Source organism: Microbacterium sp. NPDC055599 (assembly GCF_053618975.1).
The window spans coordinates 60,649-77,567 of the sequence record NZ_JBSHIM010000004.1 but is presented as its reverse complement, the minus strand read 5'-3'; the positions used below and the strand labels follow the sequence as shown (position 1 = coordinate 77,567).

Below are 16,919 nucleotides of genomic sequence, written 5' to 3'. Positions count from 1 at the left end.
CCCCAGCGCCCCACTAGGGCAGCGGGGACGGGGGGCCGGCCCACCCTCGGGAACATGAGGACGCGCCTGCGCCCTGGGAACCCCCCCGCTTCCGTGGTGCGACCTCAGACCGCCGCGAGCTCCTGCTGGCGCGTGCGGATCGACCGGTTCACACCCGACACGATCGCCTTGAGCGACGCGGTCGAGATGTCGCCGTCGATGCCGACACCCCACAGACGCTGGTCCCCCACCTGCAGCTCGACGTAGGCCGCAGCCTGCGCGTCACCGCCCGCACTGAGAGCATGCTCGACGTAGTCGTACACCGTGATGTCGAAGCCCTGTCCGCGCAGCACCTCGACGAAGGCGGCCACCGGACCGTTGCCGTTGCCGGAGACCGCGACCTCCTGGTCGTCGTCGCGCAGCACCACGTCGAGCACCACGTCACCCGACATGTCGCTGCGGGTCTGCGTGGCCAGCAGCTCGAAGCGGCCCCACTTCGCCTCGGTGTCGGTCGCCGGCAGGTACTCGTCGGTGAAGATCGACCAGATCTGCTCGCTCGTCACCTCGCCGCCCTCGGCATCGGTCTTGGCCTGCACGACGCCGGAGAACTCGATCTGGAGCTTGCGGGGCAGATCGATCGCGTGGTCGGATTTCAGCAGGTAGGCGACGCCGCCCTTGCCCGACTGGGAGTTCACGCGGATGACGGCCTCGTACGAGCGGCCCAGGTCCTTCGGGTCGACCGGCAGGTAGGGCACGGCCCACTCGATCTCGTCGACCGTGACGCCCTGCGCCTCGGCCTTCGCCGCCATCGCCTCGAAGCCCTTCTTGATCGCGTCCTGGTGCGAGCCGCTGAACGCCGTGAACACGAGGTCGCCGGCCCACGGGCTGCGCTCCGGCACGGGCAGCTGGTTGCAGTACTCGACCGTGCGCTTGACCTGGTCGATGTCGCTGAAGTCGATCTGCGGGTCGATGCCCTGCGTGAACATGTTGATGCCCAGCGCCACCAGGTCGACATTGCCCGTGCGCTCGCCGTTGCCGAACAGGCAGCCCTCGATGCGGTCGGCGCCGGCCATGTAGCCCAGCTCGGCGGCGGCGATCGCGGTGCCCCGGTCGTTGTGCGGGTGCAGCGACAGGATCACGTTCTCGCGGTGGGCCAGGTGGCGGCTCATCCACTCGATCGAGTCGGCGTAGATGTTCGGCGTGGCCATCTCGACCGTGGCAGGCAGGTTGATGATCACCTTGCGGTCGGGCGTCGGCTCGAAGATCTCGATGACCTGGTTGCACACGTCGACCGCGAACTCGAGCTCGGTGCCCGTGTAGCTCTCCGGCGAGTACTCGTAGTAGACCTGCGTGTCGGGGATCGTCTTCTCGAACTTCCGGCACAGGCGGGCGCCCTCGAGGGCGATGTCGATGATGCCCTGCTTGTCGGTGCGGAAGACCACCTCGCGCTGCAGAACGCTCGTGGAGTTGTAGAGGTGGACGATGGCCTGCTTCGCGCCGGCGATGGCCTCGTAGGTGCGGGCGATCAGGTGCTCGCGCGCCTGAGTCAGCACCTGGATCGTGACGTCGTCGGGGATCAGGTTCTCTTCGATGAGCTGGCGCACGAAGTCGAAGTCGGTCTGGCTGGCCGAGGGGAAGCCGACCTCGATCTCCTTGTACCCCATGCTCACGAGCAGCTCGAACATGACGCGCTTGCGCTCGGGGGACATCGGATCGATGAGGGCCTGGTTGCCGTCGCGGAGGTCGACCGCGCACCAGCGCGGGGCTTCGGTGATGCGGGCGTCGGGCCACGTGCGGTCGGGCAGGTGGACGGTGATCTGCTCGTGGAAGGGCCGGTACTTGTGGATCGGCATCGCGGACGGGCGCTGAGTGTTCTGCATGATGGGCTACTTCTCTTCGTCGGAATGGACGGGCCAACACAAGCGCCGCGACGAGGAAGGCCCTAGTGTCAGGACTCGTCGCGGCAGCTAAGAAGAAGCAGACCGCCGAAAGGCATGGCGCCATGCTAGCAGGGTCGGTGCGGCCGTTTCGACCGCGCTGAGACGATGAGCCGACGCGGGACACTGATGGACATGAGCCCTTCCTTGCGTCGCCTGCTCCTCGTCGCCGCCACCGTGACCGCAGCGGTCACCCTGAGCGGGTGCGCGGTCGGGCCCCGTGCGACCCTCCCGCCGACCAGCACCACCGTGCCCTCCGACCAGCGGCTGGAAGACGCGCACCCCACGCCTCCGGAGGGCCGCGTGCTCGGAACGGGCACCGTGATCGACGGAACGGACGGCCCCACGCTCTGCCTCGGCGCGGTCATGGATTCGTCCCCTCCGCAGTGCGCCGGCGTGCCGCTCGACGACTGGACGTGGGACGGCGTCGACGGCAGTGTGAGTGCGCGTGACACGCGGTGGGGGTCGTACGCGGTGTACGGCACCTTCGACGGCGAGCGTCTGACCGTCTCGGATCCGCCGATCCTCCTCGCCCTGTTCGACCCGGTGGCGCCGGAGGACCCGACAGGCGGGAAGACGGGCATCACCCCGGAGGGCGAGCTGACCCGGGTGCAGGAGGACATCGCGGCGCGGCTCGGACCCGGGGCGGTCTTCGTCGGCACCGACCGTGGGTACGTGTGGCTGCAGGTTTCGTGGGACGACGGGACGCTGCAGCGCGCGGCGGACGACGAGTACGGAGACGGCGTGGTGATCGTCGAGTCGCTGCTGCGCGAGGCCGATTAGTCCTCGGGGATCAGCGCGAGCTTGCCGCCGGGGTGACCGGTGGAGAGCAGCCGGTGCGCGGCCGGTGCCTCGGCGAGCGGGAACGTGCGGGCGACCGGGACCACGAGGTCGCGGTTCTGCGCGAGCGCGAGGAGTTCGCTGCGCACCTCATCGCGGAAGCGGGCGCTATCGGGCATCGACCCTGCGATCGCCAGAAGCCCGTCGGCGGAGGCCCGCGCGAAGTTCGCGATCGTGACGATGCGGCGGTGATCGGCCACCAGGGCGAGGGACACGTCGATCGCCTCGTCGGTGCCCACGGCGTCGAGCGCCGCAGCGATCGGTCCGTCCGCCAGCTCGGTCACCCGGTCGGCGAGACCCGGGCCGTACGCGACCGGGATCCCCCCGAAGCGTCGTACCTCATCGAAGCGGTCCGGCGCGGCGGTGCCGATCACTCGCACCTCGCGCAGCGCGGCCTGCTGCAGCACGCTGACCCCCACCGCTCCCGACGCCCCGTGCAGCAGGACCGTCTCGCCCGGTGCCGCCCCGGTGACCGCGAGCATCTCGGCCGCGGTCGTGCCGACCAGCAGGAGGTTCGCGGCCTCGGGGTGCGTGAGCGTCGTCGGCTTCGCGAAGACCTTCGCGGCGGGCACGGTCACCTCGGTCGCATAACCGCCCTGCACGCGGAAGGCCACGACCTCGTCGCCGACCGCGGCCTCACCGGAACCGATACGGGTCGCGGGGCCGATGGCCGTGAGCTCGCCCGACACCTCGTAGCCGATCGGCACCGGGAACTCGACCCCCGGACGAGCTGCCGCGACATGCTTCGCATCGGCCGGATTCACCCCGGCCGCGCGGACGCGGATCGTGACCTCGCCCTCGCGCGGCGCCGCGGGGTCGTACTCCTCGAACTCCCACGACTGCGGAGACCCCGCCGCCGTCGCCACCCAGTGCTTCGCCATGACCCGCCCTTCGTCGATGCCTCCATCATGCTCCCGCGCGGGACCGTGCGGCGCGTCAGTCGGCCGGTGAAGCCGCGTCCGAAGTGTCCGGTGGACCGTTCGCCACGTCGCGGAACCTCCGGATGACGAGGAAGTTCACCACGCGCGCTCAGAGGTAGCAGCGGATGTTGTTCGCCGAGCCGTAGACGTTGGCGGAGCCGTTCGCATACGCCGTCGCGAGCACGGTGCTGCCGTTGCGGGCCTGGGCGTAGCCGGAGGTGCGCGCGTTGGCGATCGACCGGGTCACGAAGGTCGAGGGGATCGCGATGCTGCCGCAGCTCCCCCAGCTGAGGATGCTGCCGGAGAGGTTGTACGCGGTGTACGCGCAGATGCGACCTGTGGAGCAGCTGCCCACGGACCGGGCGCTCAGCCCGGACGAGCCGGAAGCCGCCACGAACTCCATGTCGAGTTCCGGCCAGACGATGTGACCCGGCGCAACCAGCTCGCCGCCCGGAACCTCCTCGAGCAGCTGCGCCGCCTGCGGATCGACCGCATCCGGGTTCGCCGCCGCTGATGCCGCGGTAGGCACCCCGGTCAGCACCAGCACCAGGCCCACCAGGGTTGCCATCGTCGCGCGCGTACGCCTCATTCGATCATCTCCTCGTCGAGATCCCACATGCGGTAGTCCGTGATCGAGCCAGGGGCCACGATCCCGTCGTCCACGAGCACCGTGCGCTCCACGCCCACGATGCGCCCGCTGTCGAGCGACACCAGCACGTCGTCGCTGACGGCACCGTCGGCGGCGATCACCCGGATGCCCGCGACCGGACGACCGAGCCGATCCGTCGTCGCGCCCAGCGCCTGCGCACCGCCCGAGTCCTCGATGAGCGCGAGCAGCTCGGCGTGCTGCGCGTTCGTCAGCGTCCACTGCCCGAAGACGGAGGTGACCGCCGTCACCACGTCGAACGCACTCGGCTCCTTCGGAAGCCCGAACGCCTCCAGCAGCGCCCGCACGTCGGCGGGCGTCTCTCCCGGCACCGCGACGACGGGCGTCACGAACTCGCCGGGTGCGTACGTGACGCGCGACGCCACCTCACCCGTGCTCACGACCTCGGCCTCCTGGTTGGCGACCGCGTCGCCCGGGTCGTAGGCGACACCGTTGATCGCGATCGCCTCTCCCGACAGGTCGTCGCTCCACTGGAACGTCGACAGCTGCGGCACGATCTCGGCCCGCCCGGCGTCGACGTCGACGGAGAACGACCACGATGCGGCGCGCACGGAGCGCTCAGGCGTCTCCGGCTCGTGGAACACGCCGAGGTCGGTGTCGGCCGTCGCCACGGTCTCGGCGAGTGAGGCGGATCCGTCGAACGCGAGCGGGGTGGGTGTGCCCGCAACGGCCGCGCCCTGCGGCAGCAGCACCCCGAACGCGAGAGCAGCCGACGCCGCGACGGCGGTGAGTCCCGCCGCCCACCCGACCCGGCGCGCCCGTCGACGCTGCGGCTCCCGGGAGCTGCGCAGGATGCGGTCGCGCGTCGCGATCGCCCGCGCGTCCGGTTCCGCGTCACGCGGAGTCCGCGCGGGATCCGCAGCGGTGAGCGCTCGCTCGAGCACGGCGTTGTCAGGCATCACGCGTATCCGTCCCCTCCAGGCCCAGCGCCGCGCGAAGCCGATCCTCCGCCAGACGCAACGTCTTCCGTACCCGTGACTCCGATGCGCGCACCAGCTCCGCGATCTCCCCCACCGTGAGTCCATCCCAATACGTGAGCATGATGATACGCCGTTGGGCCGGGCTGAGGGTACCCACCGCGTGCAGCACCTCACTGCGGCCGACGAGCCCCAGCGGCGCCGGGTCGCCGGACAGCCCGTTGTGCAGCGCATCGAGTGCCCTGAGCCGGGTCGCCCCCCGTCGACCACGGGTGCGCAGACGACGGTCGGCCTCGCGCAGCAGCCACACCCGACCGGGCGGACGACTCGGTCGCAGACGCGACCACGCGGCCAGGAACACCTCCGACACGATCTCGGTGACCTCGTCGTCGTCACCGACCACGCCCTCGATGTGGTGGCGCACCGCCGCCCAGTGCTCATCGAACACTCGTGTGAAGACCTCGTGCCGCAGCGTGTTCGGGTCCTCGCTGCGGCCGCTCATGACCGCGGGGTCGGCGGTCTGCCCGCCGCCTTCGACGTCGTGCCCCGTCTCATCTCAGAACCCGAGTCGGCCGAGCTGCTTGGGGTCGCGCTGCCACTCCTTCGCGACCTTGACGTGCAGTCCGAGGAACACCCGCGTGCCCAGCAGGTCCTCGATGCCCGCCCTCGCGCGCGCGCCCACGTCGCGCAACCGCGAGCCCTTGTGGCCGATGATGATCGCCTTCTGGCTGTCGCGCTCCACCACGATCGACGCGTGCACGTCCGTCAGGTCGCTGTCCTCGCGGGGGGCGATGTCGTCCACGACCACGGCGATCGAGTGCGGGAGCTCATCGCGCACGCCGTCGAGCGCCGCCTCGCGGATGATCTCGGCGATGCGGTCCTCGTTCGACTCGTCCGTCGTGATCCCGGCCGGATACAGCGCGGGTCCCTCCGGCATGAGCTGCAGGATCTCGTCGGCGAGCACGTCGAGCTGATCGCGCGTCAGCGCCGAGAGCGGGATGACGGCCGCCCAGTCCTCGCGCAGCGAGTCGACCTCCATGAGGCGCTCCGTGATCTCGTCGCGCCCCGCCGCATCCGTCTTCGTGACGATCGCGATCTTCTGCGCACGCGGGTAGCCGTCGAGCGAGGCGGCGATGCGACGATCGCCCGGTCCGACCTTCTCGGTCGCCGGCACGCAGAACCCGATGACGTCGACGTCGCCCAGCACCTGCTCCACCAGGTCGTTCAAACGCTCGCCCAGGAGGGTGCGCGGCTTGTGGATGCCCGGAGTGTCCACGATCACCAACTGCCCGTCCGGGCGGTTCAGGATGCCGCGGATCGCGCGCCGCGTCGTCTGCGGCTTCTCGCTCGTGATCGCGATCTTGTCGCCCACCAGCGCGTTCGTCAGGGTGGACTTGCCGACGTTCGGCCGACCGACGAAGGTCACGAATCCGCTCCGGGTGTCCTCAGTCATCGCGTCGCTCTCCTTCTTCCTGCACCTCGTCCGCCACCGCGGCCCTCTCGACGAACACCGTCGCGATCCCGCGGCCGCGCCCCCGAGAGGCCCCGCCGGTGAGGACCAGACCGTCCACGACCGCCGTCGCCCCGGGCTGCGGCACCTGTCCGAGCGCCTTGCCGAGCAGACCGCCGATCGAGTCGACGTCCTCATCCTCGAGCTCGAGGCCGAACAGGTCGCCGACGTCTTCCAGCGACAGCCGGGAGCTGACGCGGTAGCGTCCGGCACCGAGATCCACGAACTCCGCGGATACCTGATCGTACTCGTCGGAGATCTCGCCGACGAGCTCCTCGATCAGGTCCTCCAGCGTCACGAGGCCGGAGATCCCGCCGTGCTCGTCGATCACCAGGCACACGTGCACCGCGTCGCGCTTCATCTGCTGCAGCAGCGTCTCGGCGCGCATCGACTCCGGCACGAACGTCGCGGGGCGGGCGATCGGGCGGATCGACGCCGCGCGCCAGGCCAGGTCGTCGCGGTAGGCGAACTGCACCAGATCCTTCAGATACAGCACCCCGACCACGTCGTCGGCCTCGTCGTCCACGACCGGCATGCGCGACACCCCGCGCTGCAGGAACAGCGACATGGCCTCGTCGGTGGTGGCCTCCGCGTCCACGGTGACCATCTCGGTGCGCGGCACCATCACCGCCCGCACGAACTGGTCGGTGAAGTCGAACACCGAGTGGATGAGATCGCGGTCGTCCTCCTCGATGAGGTCGTTCGACGCGGCCTCGTCGACCATGCTCAGCAGCTGGTCCTCGCTCGAGAACGAGCTGCGACCCGTGCCGGGCGTGACCCGGTTGCCGAGCACGACCAGCCCCTGGGCGAGCGGGCCGAGGATGATGCGCAGACCGCGCACGATGCCCGCGCTCCCGCGGATCATGGCCTCGGCGTGCTGGTGGCCGAACGTGCGCGGACTGGCGCCGACGAGCACGAACGTGATGCCCGTCATCAGGATGGCCGCGGCGAGCATCGCCCACCAGATGCTCTCGAACATGATCGTGAACGCCACCGTGACGAGCACGGCCGCGGTGACCTCCGCGAGCACCCGGATGAACGCGACCGCGTTGACGTGCGCGTCGAGGTCGGCGGCGATGCGCTCGAGCGCCTTCGCCCGTCGCCCCTCGGTCGCCAGATCCGCGAGGCCGGCCCGAGACGTGACGCCGTAGGCCGCGTCGATCGCAGCCATGAGGCCGCCGAAGGCCACCAGCAGCACGGCGGCGATCAGCAGCAGGATCTCCGTCATCGGCGGCGGCGCTCGGACACGGCGAAGCCCTGGATCAGCTGCTTCTGGAGTCCGAACATCTCCCGCTCCTCCTCCGGCTCCGCGTGATCGAAGCCGAGCAGGTGCAGCAGACCGTGCGTGGTGAGCAGGATCAGCTCGTCCATCAGCGTGTGGCCGGCCGCCTGCGCCTGGGTCTCCGCCACCTGCGGGCACAGCACGATGTCGCCCAGCAGGCCGGGAGGCGTCGGGCGGTCCTCGGTGCCGGGGCGCAGCTCGTCCATCGGGAAGCTGAGCACGTCGGTCGGGCCCGGCTCGTCCATCCACTGCACGTGCAGCGCCTCCATGGCGCCCTCGTCGACCAGCACGATCGCCACCTCGGCGTCCGGGCTGACGTGCAGCTGCTCCAGGTTGAAGTCGGTGAGCCGCTGCAGCACCGTCTCGTCGACGTCGATCGCCGACTCGTTGTTGATCTCGATCATGAGAGCCCCCGTTTCGGCATCCGGTCGCGTGGTCCTGGTCGCTGCGCCCCGCGGCGCTCGGCCCTGTTGGCGAACTCCGCGGCCTGCTCGCGCTCGAACCGCTGCGCCGTGCGCTTCTCGTCGTACTCGCTGTACGCGTCGACGATGCGCCCCACGAGCGAGTGCCGCACCACGTCGTCGCTGGTCAGCCGGCTGAAGTGGATGTCGTCGATCCCGTCGAGCACCCGCGTCACGAGCCGCAGTCCCGAAGACCCCTGCGGCAGGTCGACCTGGGTGATGTCGCCCGTGACGACCATCTTGGTGCCGAAGCCCAGCCGCGTCAGGAACATCTTCATCTGCTCCGGCGTGGTGTTCTGCGCTTCGTCGAGCACCACGAACGAGTCGTTGAGCGTGCGACCGCGCATGTACGCGAGCGGCGCCACCTCGATCGTCCCCGTGGCCATCAGGCGCGGCACGATCTCCGGGTCCATCATCTCGTTCAGCGCGTCGTACAGCGGGCGCAGGTACGGGTCGATCTTGTCGGTGAGCGTGCCGGGCAGGAACCCCAGCCGCTCCCCCGCCTCCACCGCCGGACGGGTGAGGATGATGCGCGTGACCTCCTTGCGCTGCAGCGCCTGCACGGCCTTCGCCATCGCCAGGTAGGTCTTTCCGGTACCGGCCGGGCCGATGCCGAACACGATCGTGTTCTCCTCGATCGCGTCGACGTACTCCTTCTGTCCGAGCGTCTTCGGGCGGATCACCTTGCCACGGGTCGACAGGATCGCCTCGCCGAGCACCTCGCTCGGGCGCGGACCGCCCTCGGTGCGGAGCATGCGCGCCGAGCTGGACACGTCGCTGGGCGCCAGGTCGTGCCCGGCCTTCGTCATCGCCAGCAGCTCGTCGACGAGGTTCTTCGCCTTCGCGACGGCGTCGCGCTCGCCCGTCAGGGTAATCTCGTTGCCGCGGACGAGCACCTGCACATCGCGGTGCTCGCGTTCCAGCATCCGCAGCAGGCGGTCCTGCGGACCGAGCAGCTGCACCATCGCGACACCGTCCGCGTAGATGCGTTCGGTGACGGTTTCCTGATCGTCAGAAGCCAACGAGCTTGTTCTCCTCGAGATTGCCGAGCACATGGGCGTGCACGTGGAAGACGGACTGGGCGGCGCTCGCGCCGTTGTTGAAGATGAGGCGGTACTCGCCGTTGGCGTGCTCGTCGGCGATGCGCTTCGCTGCCGCGACCATCTCGGCCAGCAGACCCGGGTCACCCGCCGCGAGCTCCGTCACGTCGCGGTACTCCTCGGTCTTCGGGATCACGAGCGCGTGCAGCGGAGCCTGCGGGTTGATGTCGCGGATCACGAACACCCGACCCGCATCGAGCAGGATCTCGCCGGGGATGTCCCCGTTCAGGATGCGCGTGAAGATCGAGGGTTCGCTCATGCGTTCAGCTTACCGGGGCCCCTGCACGCGGCGGCGGTCACCAGCGGCCGAGAGCGACCGACAGCACCGCGATCGCCGCCGGTCCGGCCGTGGACGTGCGCAGCACCGTGTCGCCGAGGAGCACGCGCTCCGCGCCCGCCGCCGTGAGCCGCTCCAGCTCCTCGGCGGAGATGCCGCCCTCGGGCCCCACCACCAGCACGAGGTCGCGGCCGTCGGGCTCCAGGTCGGACAGCCGCCCTGGCGCCGTCGGGTCGAGCAGCAGCACCCGCTGCAGCGCCGCGCGCGCCGCCAGCTGCGCGGTCGACGCGACCGGCGCGACCTCCGGCACCCATGCGCGATGGGCCTGCTTGGCCGCCTCGCGCACGATCGTCGCCCAGCGCTCGCGACCCTTCGCCGCCTTGGGCCCCTCCCAGCGCGAGATGCTGCGACCCGCCTGCCACGGCACGATCTCGTCCACGCCGAGCTCGCACGCCGCCTGCACCGCGAGCTCGTCACGGTCGCCCTTCGCGAGCGCCTGCACCAGCACGACCCTCGGCGACGGCGACGGCGACACCGCGCGCTCCTGCACGCGCACCTCGACGCGCGACGGCGAGACCTCCTCCGCGACGCCGGTCAGCCACACGCCGCGGCCGTCCCCCACCGTCACGGCCTCGCCGACGCGCAGCCGACGCACCACGGCCGCGTGCTTCGCCTCGGCGCCGGTCAGCGTGACCACGTCGCCGACGGCCGCGCCTCCCGCCGTCTCGACAAGGAAGTGGAGCGCCACGATCAGTGTCCGCGGAACCGGTCGCGCAGCTTCGAGAACAGCCCCTGCTGGAACTGGGCGAGCTGCGGGGCCGGAGCCTTCGCCTTCTTCGCGAAGTCCTCGATGAGCTTGCGCTGCGACGCGTCGAGCTTCGTGGGTGTCACGACCTGCACGCCCACGCGCAGGTCGCCGCGCTGGGTGCCGCGCAGCGGCGTGATGCCGCGGCCCTTGATCGTCAGCACGTCGCCGGACTGCACACCGGGGCGGATCTCCAGGTCGACCTCGCCGTCCAGGCCCTCGATCGACGTGTCGGTGCCGAGGATCGCATCGGTCATCGACACCTCGAGCGTCGCGAGGAGGTCGTCGCCCTCCCGGCTGAACGCGGGGTGCGGGGTGACCGTGACCTCCACGTACAGGTCGCCGTGGGGGCCACCGGCGCGACCGACCTCACCGGAGCCGGGCAGCTGCAGGCGCAGTCCGGTCTCCACGCCGGCGGGGATGTCGAGCGACACGGTGCGCCGCGAGCGCACGCGCCCCTGTCCGCCGCACGTGCCGCACGGATACGGGATGGTGGTGCCGTAGCCCTCGCACGTGCCGCACGGCTGCGAGGTGACGACGTTGCCGAGCAGGCTGCGCACCTGACGCTGCACGTGGCCGGTGCCGCCGCAGATGTCGCACGTGACGGGCGAGGTGCCCTCCTGGCAGCACGAGCCCTGACACGTCTCGCACAGCACCGCGGTGTCGACCTCGATGTCGCGGTGCGCGCCGAACACGACGTCGCCCAGCTCGAGCGTCACGCGCACCAGGGCGTCTTGACCGCGCTCGCGCCGCGACCGGGGCCGGGCTCCGCGGCCACCGCCCTGCGCGGCGCCGAAGAACGTCTCGAAGATGTCGCCGAACCCGCCGAAGCCGCCGAAGTTGCCCGCGGCGCCGTCCCCGCCGCCCATGTCGTAACGGCGTCGCGACTCCTCGTCGCTGAGCACGTCGTAGGCGTGGGTGACGAGCTTGAACCGCTCTGCCGCGTCCTCGCCCGGATTCACGTCCGGGTGGAGCTGCCGCGCCAGTCGGCGGTACGCCTTCTTGATCTCATCCGTGGAAGCGTCCCGGGACACCCCGAGAACCTCATAGTGGTCCGCCACAATCGCCCTTCTGCGTGTTCCGTGGGGCCGCGTCAGCGGCCGGCCTCGTCGTCGTCGAGCATCCGCGACAGGTAGCGGGCCACCGCCCGCGCCGCCGCCAGGTTGCTCGGATAGTCCATGCGCGTCGGCCCCATCACGCCGACGCGCGCCGTTCCGGTCGGTGCCGCGTAGTCGCTCGCGACGATCGACGCCTCGCCGAGACCGAACGGCGCGTTCTCGGTGCCGATGCTGGCCGCCAGGCCGTGCTCGTCGGCCACCATCTCGCTCATCAGCCGCAGCAGCGTCACCTGCTCCTCGATCGCCTCGAGGAGGGGGTGGATGCTGCCGCGGAAGTCGTGCTCGCGGCGGGCGAGGGTCGCCGCGCCCGCCATCACCAGTCGCTCCTGACGGAACCCGCCCAGCTCGTCGACGAGGACGCCGGCGAGAGTGCGCAGCACGCGGTCGCGCGGCGTCTCCTCCGCGGCCAGCAGGGTCTGCAGCCGCTCGGACGCCTCCGCAATCGCCTGTCCCGTGATGAGCGCGGAGAGCCGGGCGCGGAGCACACCGAGATCGGCCTCGTCGATCGCATCCGGCAGCACGGTCATCCGCTGCGAGACGCCGCCGGCATCGGTCACCAGCACGGTCAGGAGACGGTTGGGGGCCAGCGCGACGAGCTCCACGTGCGTGACCCGCGCGCGGGCGAACGACGGATACTGCGCCAGCGCGACCTGACCCGTGAGCTGCGTCAGTACCCGCACCGTGCGCGCCATGAGGTCGTCGAGGTCGGCGGGGTCGGCGAGGAACGACTCGATCGCCGAGCGCTGCGCCGAGGAGAGGGGACGGAGCTGGGCGAGGTGGTTGACGAAGACGCGGTAGCCCTTGTCGGTGGGCACGCGACCGGACGACGTGTGGGGGGCGGTGATGAGCTCCTCGTCTTCGAGCTGCGCCATGTCGTTGCGGATCGTCGCCGCGGACACCCCGAACGAGTGACGGTCGACGATCGATCGGCTGCCCACCGGCTCGTGCGTCTCGACGTAGTCCTGCACGATCGCGCGGAGAACCTGGAGTCCTCGCTCTGTGACCATGGCCCACCCCTTCCCGCTGACGACCGGACGCTGGCACTCTGACACCCTGAGTGCCAATCCTACCGCGTACGACCGGGAGTTCTCCGAACCCGCGCGCCGATCACTCAGTCGGTGAGCTCGCGCACCACCGCGTCGGCGAGGAGGCGTCCGCGCAGGGTGAGCTGCACGCGCCCGCGGATCGCCGCCGCCGCGTCGATCAGGCCGTCCGCGATGAGTCCGGCCACGCGGGGGCGGTTCGCCGCGGGCAGGTCCTCCACCGCGATGCCCTCGCGGATGCGGCTGAGCAGCAGGATGCGCTCGAGCGTCTGGGCCTCCACGTCGGGGCGCTCCCGTCCCGCCGCCGGAGACGCGGACGCCGCGAGCCGCTGCGCGTAGGCGGCCGGATGCTTCACGTTCCACCAGCGCAGTCCCGCCACGTGGCTGTGCGCGCCGGGACCGAAGCCCCACCAGTCGCTCCCCCGCCAGTACGCCAGGTTGTGCCGCGACCGCTGCTCCGGCGTGCGCGCCCAGTTGCTGACCTCGTACCACTCGAAGCCCGCCGCGGCCAGCCGCTCGTCGGCCAGCTCGTACATGTCCGCCTGCAGGTCGTCGTCGGGGGTAGGCACCTCGCCGCGACGGATCTGCCGCGCGAGCTTCGTGCCGTCCTCGATGATCAACGCGTACGCGGAGATGTGGTCCGACTCGAGCTGGAGGGCCGCATCGAGCGACGCCTCCCAGTCGGCGAGTGACTCCCCCGGCGCGCCGTAGATGAGATCGACGCTGACGTCCAGTCCCGCACCCTTGGCCGCGGCCACCGCCGTCCGCACGTTCTCCGGCTGATGCGTGCGATCGAGAGCGGCGAGCACGTGCGGCACCGCCGACTGCATGCCGATCGACAACCGCGTGACGCCGGCCTCCGCGAGGGTGCGCGCCACCTCGGGCGTCACCGTGTCGGGGTTCGCCTCCACCGTCACCTCGGCACCCGGCGCCAGCCCGAACGCCGCGGTCGCCGCGCCGAGCATCCGCGCGAGGTCGCCCGGGGGCAGCAGCGTCGGCGTGCCGCCCCCGAAGAACACCGTGTCCATCGGTCGCAGCGCCCCCGCGGCCTCCAGCACGCCGCGAGCGAGGGCGATCTCGGCGATCAGGGTCGACGCATAGTCCTCCTGCTTCGCGCCGCGCAGCTCGCTCGACGTGTAGGTGTTGAAGTCGCAGTAGCCGCAGCGCACGCGGCAGAACGGCACGTGCAGGTACGCCGAGAACGGGGTGTCGGCAGAGATCGGCAGGTCGTCGGGCAGGCGACCGTCGGCGGGAGCCGGATCGCCGAGGGGAAGCGGTCCCGCCATCAGACGGGGGTCGCGTACAGCGGGGAGATCGCGCGCAGGTACCGCGCGAACAGCTCGCGGCGGCGCCGCTTCATGAGGGCCGGGATCAGGCGGTAGACGAGCGCGTTGGGCGCGTCGAACGCGCGCACCGTGAACCACACCTCGTCGTTGTCCTCGCGCCAGTCGACGTCGAACGACTCCTCGCCGCTGACGACCGAGCCCCCGATCGTCCCGAGCACGAAGCCGATGCGCCGTGTCTCCTCGGTGACCGAGATCACGCGCAGCTCGGAGTCGGCGCGCATGCCGCCCACCCGACCGCGCAGGTGCAGCGTCATCCCGGCGCCGACGAACGGCATGCCCTCCGCGTCGTAGCGCGGCTCGACATCGCGCTTGCTCGGCGCGATCGGGTTGCCCTCGGCGTCGAAGCTGACCCCGGCGTACGCGGGGCCCGGGGCGGGACGCACGTCTTCCACCGAGAGTCCCGCTGCGCGCTGCGCCGTCCACGACAGCAGGGCCTCGCCCGCCGTCTGGAACCGCTCCTCGCCGCTGCCGATCCGCCAGGACTCCTCCGCCGGGATGCTGCGCTCCGGCGGGTACTGCATCAGGTCGGGGGCGTGGGTCGCACCCACGGCCGCATAGTCCACCGTGTCGTCTCGGAAAGTCCCGCGCCGCATGAGATCCAGCCTACTTCGGGTTCCCTGGGCGAACACCCCCCGCACCACGGGAGCGCCCAGGATCGCCCGGGTTACTTCTTGTCCTTGCCCTCGACGTCGCCGGAGAGCGCCGCGATGAACGCCTCCTGGGGGACCTCGACGCGGCCGACCATCTTCATGCGCTTCTTGCCCTCCTTCTGCTTCTCGAGGAGCTTGCGCTTGCGCGTGATGTCACCGCCGTAGCACTTGGCGAGCACGTCCTTGCGGATCGCGCGGATGGTCTCGCGGGCGATGATGCGCGCACCGATCGCCGCCTGGATCGGCACCTCGAACTGCTGACGAGGGATGAGCTTGCGCAGGCGCTCGGCCATCATCGTGCCGTACGCGTAGGCCTTGTCGCGGTGCACGATCGAGCTGAAGGCGTCGACCTTCTCGCCCTGGAGGAGGATGTCGACCTTCACCAGGTCGGCCTCCTGCTGACCGGAGGGCTCGTAGTCGAGCGAGGCGTACCCCTGCGTCTTGGACTTGAGCTGGTCGAAGAAGTCGAACACGATCTCGCCGAGCGGCATGTTGTAGCGCAGCTCGACGCGCTCCTCCGAGAAGTACTCCATGCCCAGCAGCGTGCCGCGCCGCGACTGGCACAGCTCCATCACGGTGCCGACGTAGTCCTTGGGCAGCAGGATCGCCGCCTTGACCATCGGCTCCGACACCGAGCCGATGCGCCCATCGGGGTACTCGCTCGGGTTCGTGACCGTGACCGTCTCGCCGGTGTCGCTGGTGACGACCTCGTAGATCACGCTCGGCGCCGTGGTGATGAGGTCGAGGCCGAACTCGCGCGCGAGCCGCTCCGTCACGATCTCCAGGTGCAGCAGGCCGAGGAAGCCGCAGCGGAAGCCGAAGCCGAGCGCGACCGAGGTCTCCGGCTCGTACTGCAGCGACGCGTCGGAGAGCTTGAGCTTGTCGAGGGCCTCGCGCAGTTCCGCGTAGTCGCTGCCGTCGATCGGGTAGATGCCCGAGAACACCATCGGCTTCGGGTCGGTGTAACCGGGGAGCGCCTCAGCGGCGGGCTTGCGCGCGTTCGTGATGGTGTCGCCGACCTTCGACTGGCGCACGTCCTTCACGCCGGTGATGAGGTAGCCCACCTCGCCGACACCGAGGCCCTTCGTGGGCGTCGGCTCGGGGCTGGACACCCCGACCTCGAGAGCCTCGTGGTTGGCGCCGGTCGACATCATCTGGATGCGCTCGCGCGGGGAGAGGCTGCCGTCGACCATGCGCACGTAGGTGACGACGCCGCGGTACGCGTCGTACACGGAGTCGAAGATCATGGCGCGGGCGGGAGCCTCGGCGTCTCCGACCGGCGCGGGGATCTCCCGCACGAGGCGGTCGAGCAGATCCTCGACGCCGACGCCGGTCTTGCCCGAGACGCGCAGCACGTCTTCCGGCTTGCCCCCGATGAGGGAGGCGAGCTCCTTCGCGTACTTCTCCGGGTCGGCCGCCGGGAGGTCGATCTTGTTGAGGACCGGGATGATGTGCAGGTCGTTCTCGAGCGCCAGGTAGAGGTTGGCGAGCGTCTGCGCCTCGATCCCCTGTGCGGCGTCGACCAGGAGGATCGCCCCCTCGCACGCGGCGAGGGAGCGCGACACCTCGTAGGTGAAGTCCACGTGGCCGGGGGTGTCGATCATGTTCAGCGCGAACGTCTCGCCGTCGATCTCCCAGGGCATGCGCACGGCCTGGCTCTTGATGGTGATGCCGCGCTCGCGCTCGATGTCCATGCGGTCGAGGTACTGCGCCCGCATGTCCCGGTCCGACACCACTCCGGTGATCTGGAGCATGCGGTCGGCGAGCGTCGACTTGCCGTGATCGATGTGGGCGATGATGCAGAAATTGCGGATCTGCGCAGCCGGCGTCGCGGCAGGCTGAAGCGGGGTGAGAGCGCGTGGGGACATGTCCCGTCGATTCTACGGTGAGGGGCGGGGGAATCCCCATTCGGGGACATCGGTGATAGTCTCCCGAAGTTGCCCGGGATCAATCCGTGACACCGGATCCCGTAAGCGATACGACTCCGTCACAGACTCCGTGAGGGCTGTCGCGTCGCGCAGAACGGCGGATGGCGCCCGATTCATCCGCCCGGCTCAGCGTTGCGTC

General features: G+C 70.5%; 17 protein-coding genes. 1 reads left to right on the top strand and 16 read right to left on the bottom strand.

The window, feature by feature from the left end:
• Positions 1–104: 104 nt before the first annotated feature.
• Complete coding sequence (leuA, locus tag ACWGQ1_RS04875) at positions 105–1,859, bottom strand: 2-isopropylmalate synthase (RefSeq protein WP_136036915.1); 1,755 nt, start codon at positions 1,857–1,859, stop codon at positions 105–107.
• Between the two features lie 192 nt (positions 1,860–2,051).
• Between leuA and ACWGQ1_RS04870 the strand changes: the two genes are divergently transcribed.
• A complete protein-coding gene (locus ACWGQ1_RS04870) occupies positions 2,052–2,699 on the top strand; it encodes a hypothetical protein (protein ID WP_452312464.1) in 648 nt (215 codons plus the stop codon).
• Here ACWGQ1_RS04870 and ACWGQ1_RS04865 read toward each other — a convergent pair.
• The 15 genes from ACWGQ1_RS04865 to lepA form a co-directional block, all read right to left on the bottom strand.
• Positions 2,696–3,637, bottom strand: coding sequence for a zinc-binding dehydrogenase (locus tag ACWGQ1_RS04865; RefSeq protein ID WP_452312463.1), 942 nt, complete (start codon positions 3,635–3,637; stop codon positions 2,696–2,698). The genes ACWGQ1_RS04870 and ACWGQ1_RS04865 overlap by 4 nt on opposite strands.
• Before the next feature lie 148 nt (positions 3,638–3,785).
• Positions 3,786–4,265 carry a hypothetical protein gene (locus ACWGQ1_RS04860; protein WP_366626655.1) on the bottom strand — a complete coding sequence of 160 codons (480 nt, stop codon included), beginning with the start codon at positions 4,263–4,265 and terminating at the stop codon, positions 3,786–3,788.
• Positions 4,262–5,242, bottom strand: coding sequence for a hypothetical protein (locus tag ACWGQ1_RS04855; RefSeq protein ID WP_452312462.1), 981 nt, complete (start codon positions 5,240–5,242; stop codon positions 4,262–4,264). Before ACWGQ1_RS04855 ends, ACWGQ1_RS04860 begins: the two co-directional genes overlap by 4 nt.
• Positions 5,235–5,762: an RNA polymerase sigma factor gene (locus ACWGQ1_RS04850; protein WP_136045883.1), complete on the bottom strand. Its 528-nt coding sequence runs from the start codon at positions 5,760–5,762 to the stop codon at positions 5,235–5,237. Before ACWGQ1_RS04850 ends, ACWGQ1_RS04855 begins: the two co-directional genes overlap by 8 nt.
• Positions 5,763–5,816: 54 nt before the next feature.
• A complete protein-coding gene (era, locus tag ACWGQ1_RS04845) occupies positions 5,817–6,713 on the bottom strand; it encodes a GTPase Era (RefSeq protein ID WP_452312461.1) in 897 nt (298 codons plus the stop codon).
• Positions 6,706–7,998: a hemolysin family protein gene (locus ACWGQ1_RS04840; protein WP_136030559.1), complete on the bottom strand. Its 1,293-nt coding sequence runs from the start codon at positions 7,996–7,998 to the stop codon at positions 6,706–6,708. Before ACWGQ1_RS04840 ends, era begins: the two co-directional genes overlap by 8 nt.
• On the bottom strand, positions 7,995–8,456 hold the full coding sequence (gene ybeY / locus ACWGQ1_RS04835; RefSeq protein ID WP_136030557.1) for an rRNA maturation RNase YbeY: 462 nt from the start codon (positions 8,454–8,456) through the stop codon (positions 7,995–7,997). Before ybeY ends, ACWGQ1_RS04840 begins: the two co-directional genes overlap by 4 nt.
• Complete coding sequence (locus ACWGQ1_RS04830) at positions 8,453–9,478, bottom strand: PhoH family protein (protein ID WP_240753260.1); 1,026 nt, start codon at positions 9,476–9,478, stop codon at positions 8,453–8,455. Before ACWGQ1_RS04830 ends, ybeY begins: the two co-directional genes overlap by 4 nt.
• Positions 9,479–9,524: 46 nt before the next feature.
• Positions 9,525–9,872: an HIT domain-containing protein gene (locus ACWGQ1_RS04825; RefSeq protein WP_136030553.1), complete on the bottom strand. Its 348-nt coding sequence runs from the start codon at positions 9,870–9,872 to the stop codon at positions 9,525–9,527.
• A 37-nt stretch (positions 9,873–9,909) separates the two neighbouring features.
• Positions 9,910–10,638 (bottom strand): 16S rRNA (uracil(1498)-N(3))-methyltransferase, encoded by a 729-nt coding sequence (locus ACWGQ1_RS04820; RefSeq protein WP_366626653.1) that lies wholly within the window; start codon positions 10,636–10,638, stop codon positions 9,910–9,912.
• 2 nt (positions 10,639–10,640) lie between these two features.
• Entirely contained in the window at positions 10,641–11,756 is a 1,116-nt protein-coding gene (gene dnaJ, locus ACWGQ1_RS04815; RefSeq protein ID WP_136045717.1) for a molecular chaperone DnaJ, read from the bottom strand.
• A gap of 32 nt (positions 11,757–11,788) precedes the next feature.
• Positions 11,789–12,820, bottom strand: coding sequence for a heat-inducible transcriptional repressor HrcA (gene hrcA, locus ACWGQ1_RS04810; protein ID WP_136036372.1), 1,032 nt, complete (start codon positions 12,818–12,820; stop codon positions 11,789–11,791).
• 104 nt (positions 12,821–12,924) lie between these two features.
• A complete protein-coding gene (hemW, locus tag ACWGQ1_RS04805) occupies positions 12,925–14,142 on the bottom strand; it encodes a radical SAM family heme chaperone HemW (RefSeq protein ID WP_136045718.1) in 1,218 nt (405 codons plus the stop codon).
• Positions 14,142–14,795: a DUF1990 family protein gene (locus tag ACWGQ1_RS04800; protein WP_136030542.1), complete on the bottom strand. Its 654-nt coding sequence runs from the start codon at positions 14,793–14,795 to the stop codon at positions 14,142–14,144. Before ACWGQ1_RS04800 ends, hemW begins: the two co-directional genes overlap by 1 nt.
• A gap of 71 nt (positions 14,796–14,866) precedes the next feature.
• Positions 14,867–16,720 (bottom strand): translation elongation factor 4, encoded by a 1,854-nt coding sequence (gene lepA, locus ACWGQ1_RS04795; protein WP_136030540.1) that lies wholly within the window; start codon positions 16,718–16,720, stop codon positions 14,867–14,869.
• Positions 16,721–16,919: the final 199 nt, after the last annotated feature.

Excerpts from the sequence above, each read along its gene's own strand:
- ACWGQ1_RS04870 (WP_452312464.1), top strand. The coding sequence starts at position 2,052 with ATGAGCCCTTCCTTGCGTCGCCTGCTCCTCGTCGCCGCCACCGTGACC.
- hrcA (WP_136036372.1), bottom strand. The coding sequence starts at position 12,820 with ATGGTCACAGAGCGAGGACTCCAGGTTCTCCGCGCGATCGTGCAGGAC.
- ACWGQ1_RS04855 (WP_452312462.1), bottom strand. The coding sequence starts at position 5,242 with ATGCCTGACAACGCCGTGCTCGAGCGAGCGCTCACCGCTGCGGATCCC.
- ACWGQ1_RS04840 (WP_136030559.1), bottom strand. The coding sequence starts at position 7,998 with ATGACGGAGATCCTGCTGCTGATCGCCGCCGTGCTGCTGGTGGCCTTC.
- ACWGQ1_RS04830 (WP_240753260.1), bottom strand. The coding sequence starts at position 9,478 with ATGGTGCAGCTGCTCGGTCCGCAGGACCGCCTGCTGCGGATGCTGGAA.
- ACWGQ1_RS04860 (WP_366626655.1), bottom strand. The coding sequence starts at position 4,265 with ATGAGGCGTACGCGCGCGACGATGGCAACCCTGGTGGGCCTGGTGCTG.
- ACWGQ1_RS04800 (WP_136030542.1), bottom strand. The coding sequence starts at position 14,795 with ATGCGGCGCGGGACTTTCCGAGACGACACGGTGGACTATGCGGCCGTG.
- ybeY (WP_136030557.1), bottom strand. The coding sequence starts at position 8,456 with ATGATCGAGATCAACAACGAGTCGGCGATCGACGTCGACGAGACGGTG.
- era (WP_452312461.1), bottom strand. The coding sequence starts at position 6,713 with ATGACTGAGGACACCCGGAGCGGATTCGTGACCTTCGTCGGTCGGCCG.
- lepA (WP_136030540.1), bottom strand. The coding sequence starts at position 16,720 with ATGTCCCCACGCGCTCTCACCCCGCTTCAGCCTGCCGCGACGCCGGCT.
- ACWGQ1_RS04865 (WP_452312463.1), bottom strand. The coding sequence starts at position 3,637 with ATGGCGAAGCACTGGGTGGCGACGGCGGCGGGGTCTCCGCAGTCGTGG.
- ACWGQ1_RS04850 (WP_136045883.1), bottom strand. The coding sequence starts at position 5,762 with ATGAGCGGCCGCAGCGAGGACCCGAACACGCTGCGGCACGAGGTCTTC.
- leuA (WP_136036915.1), bottom strand. The coding sequence starts at position 1,859 with ATGCAGAACACTCAGCGCCCGTCCGCGATGCCGATCCACAAGTACCGG.
- ACWGQ1_RS04825 (WP_136030553.1), bottom strand. The coding sequence starts at position 9,872 with ATGAGCGAACCCTCGATCTTCACGCGCATCCTGAACGGGGACATCCCC.
- hemW (WP_136045718.1), bottom strand. The coding sequence starts at position 14,142 with ATGGCGGGACCGCTTCCCCTCGGCGATCCGGCTCCCGCCGACGGTCGC.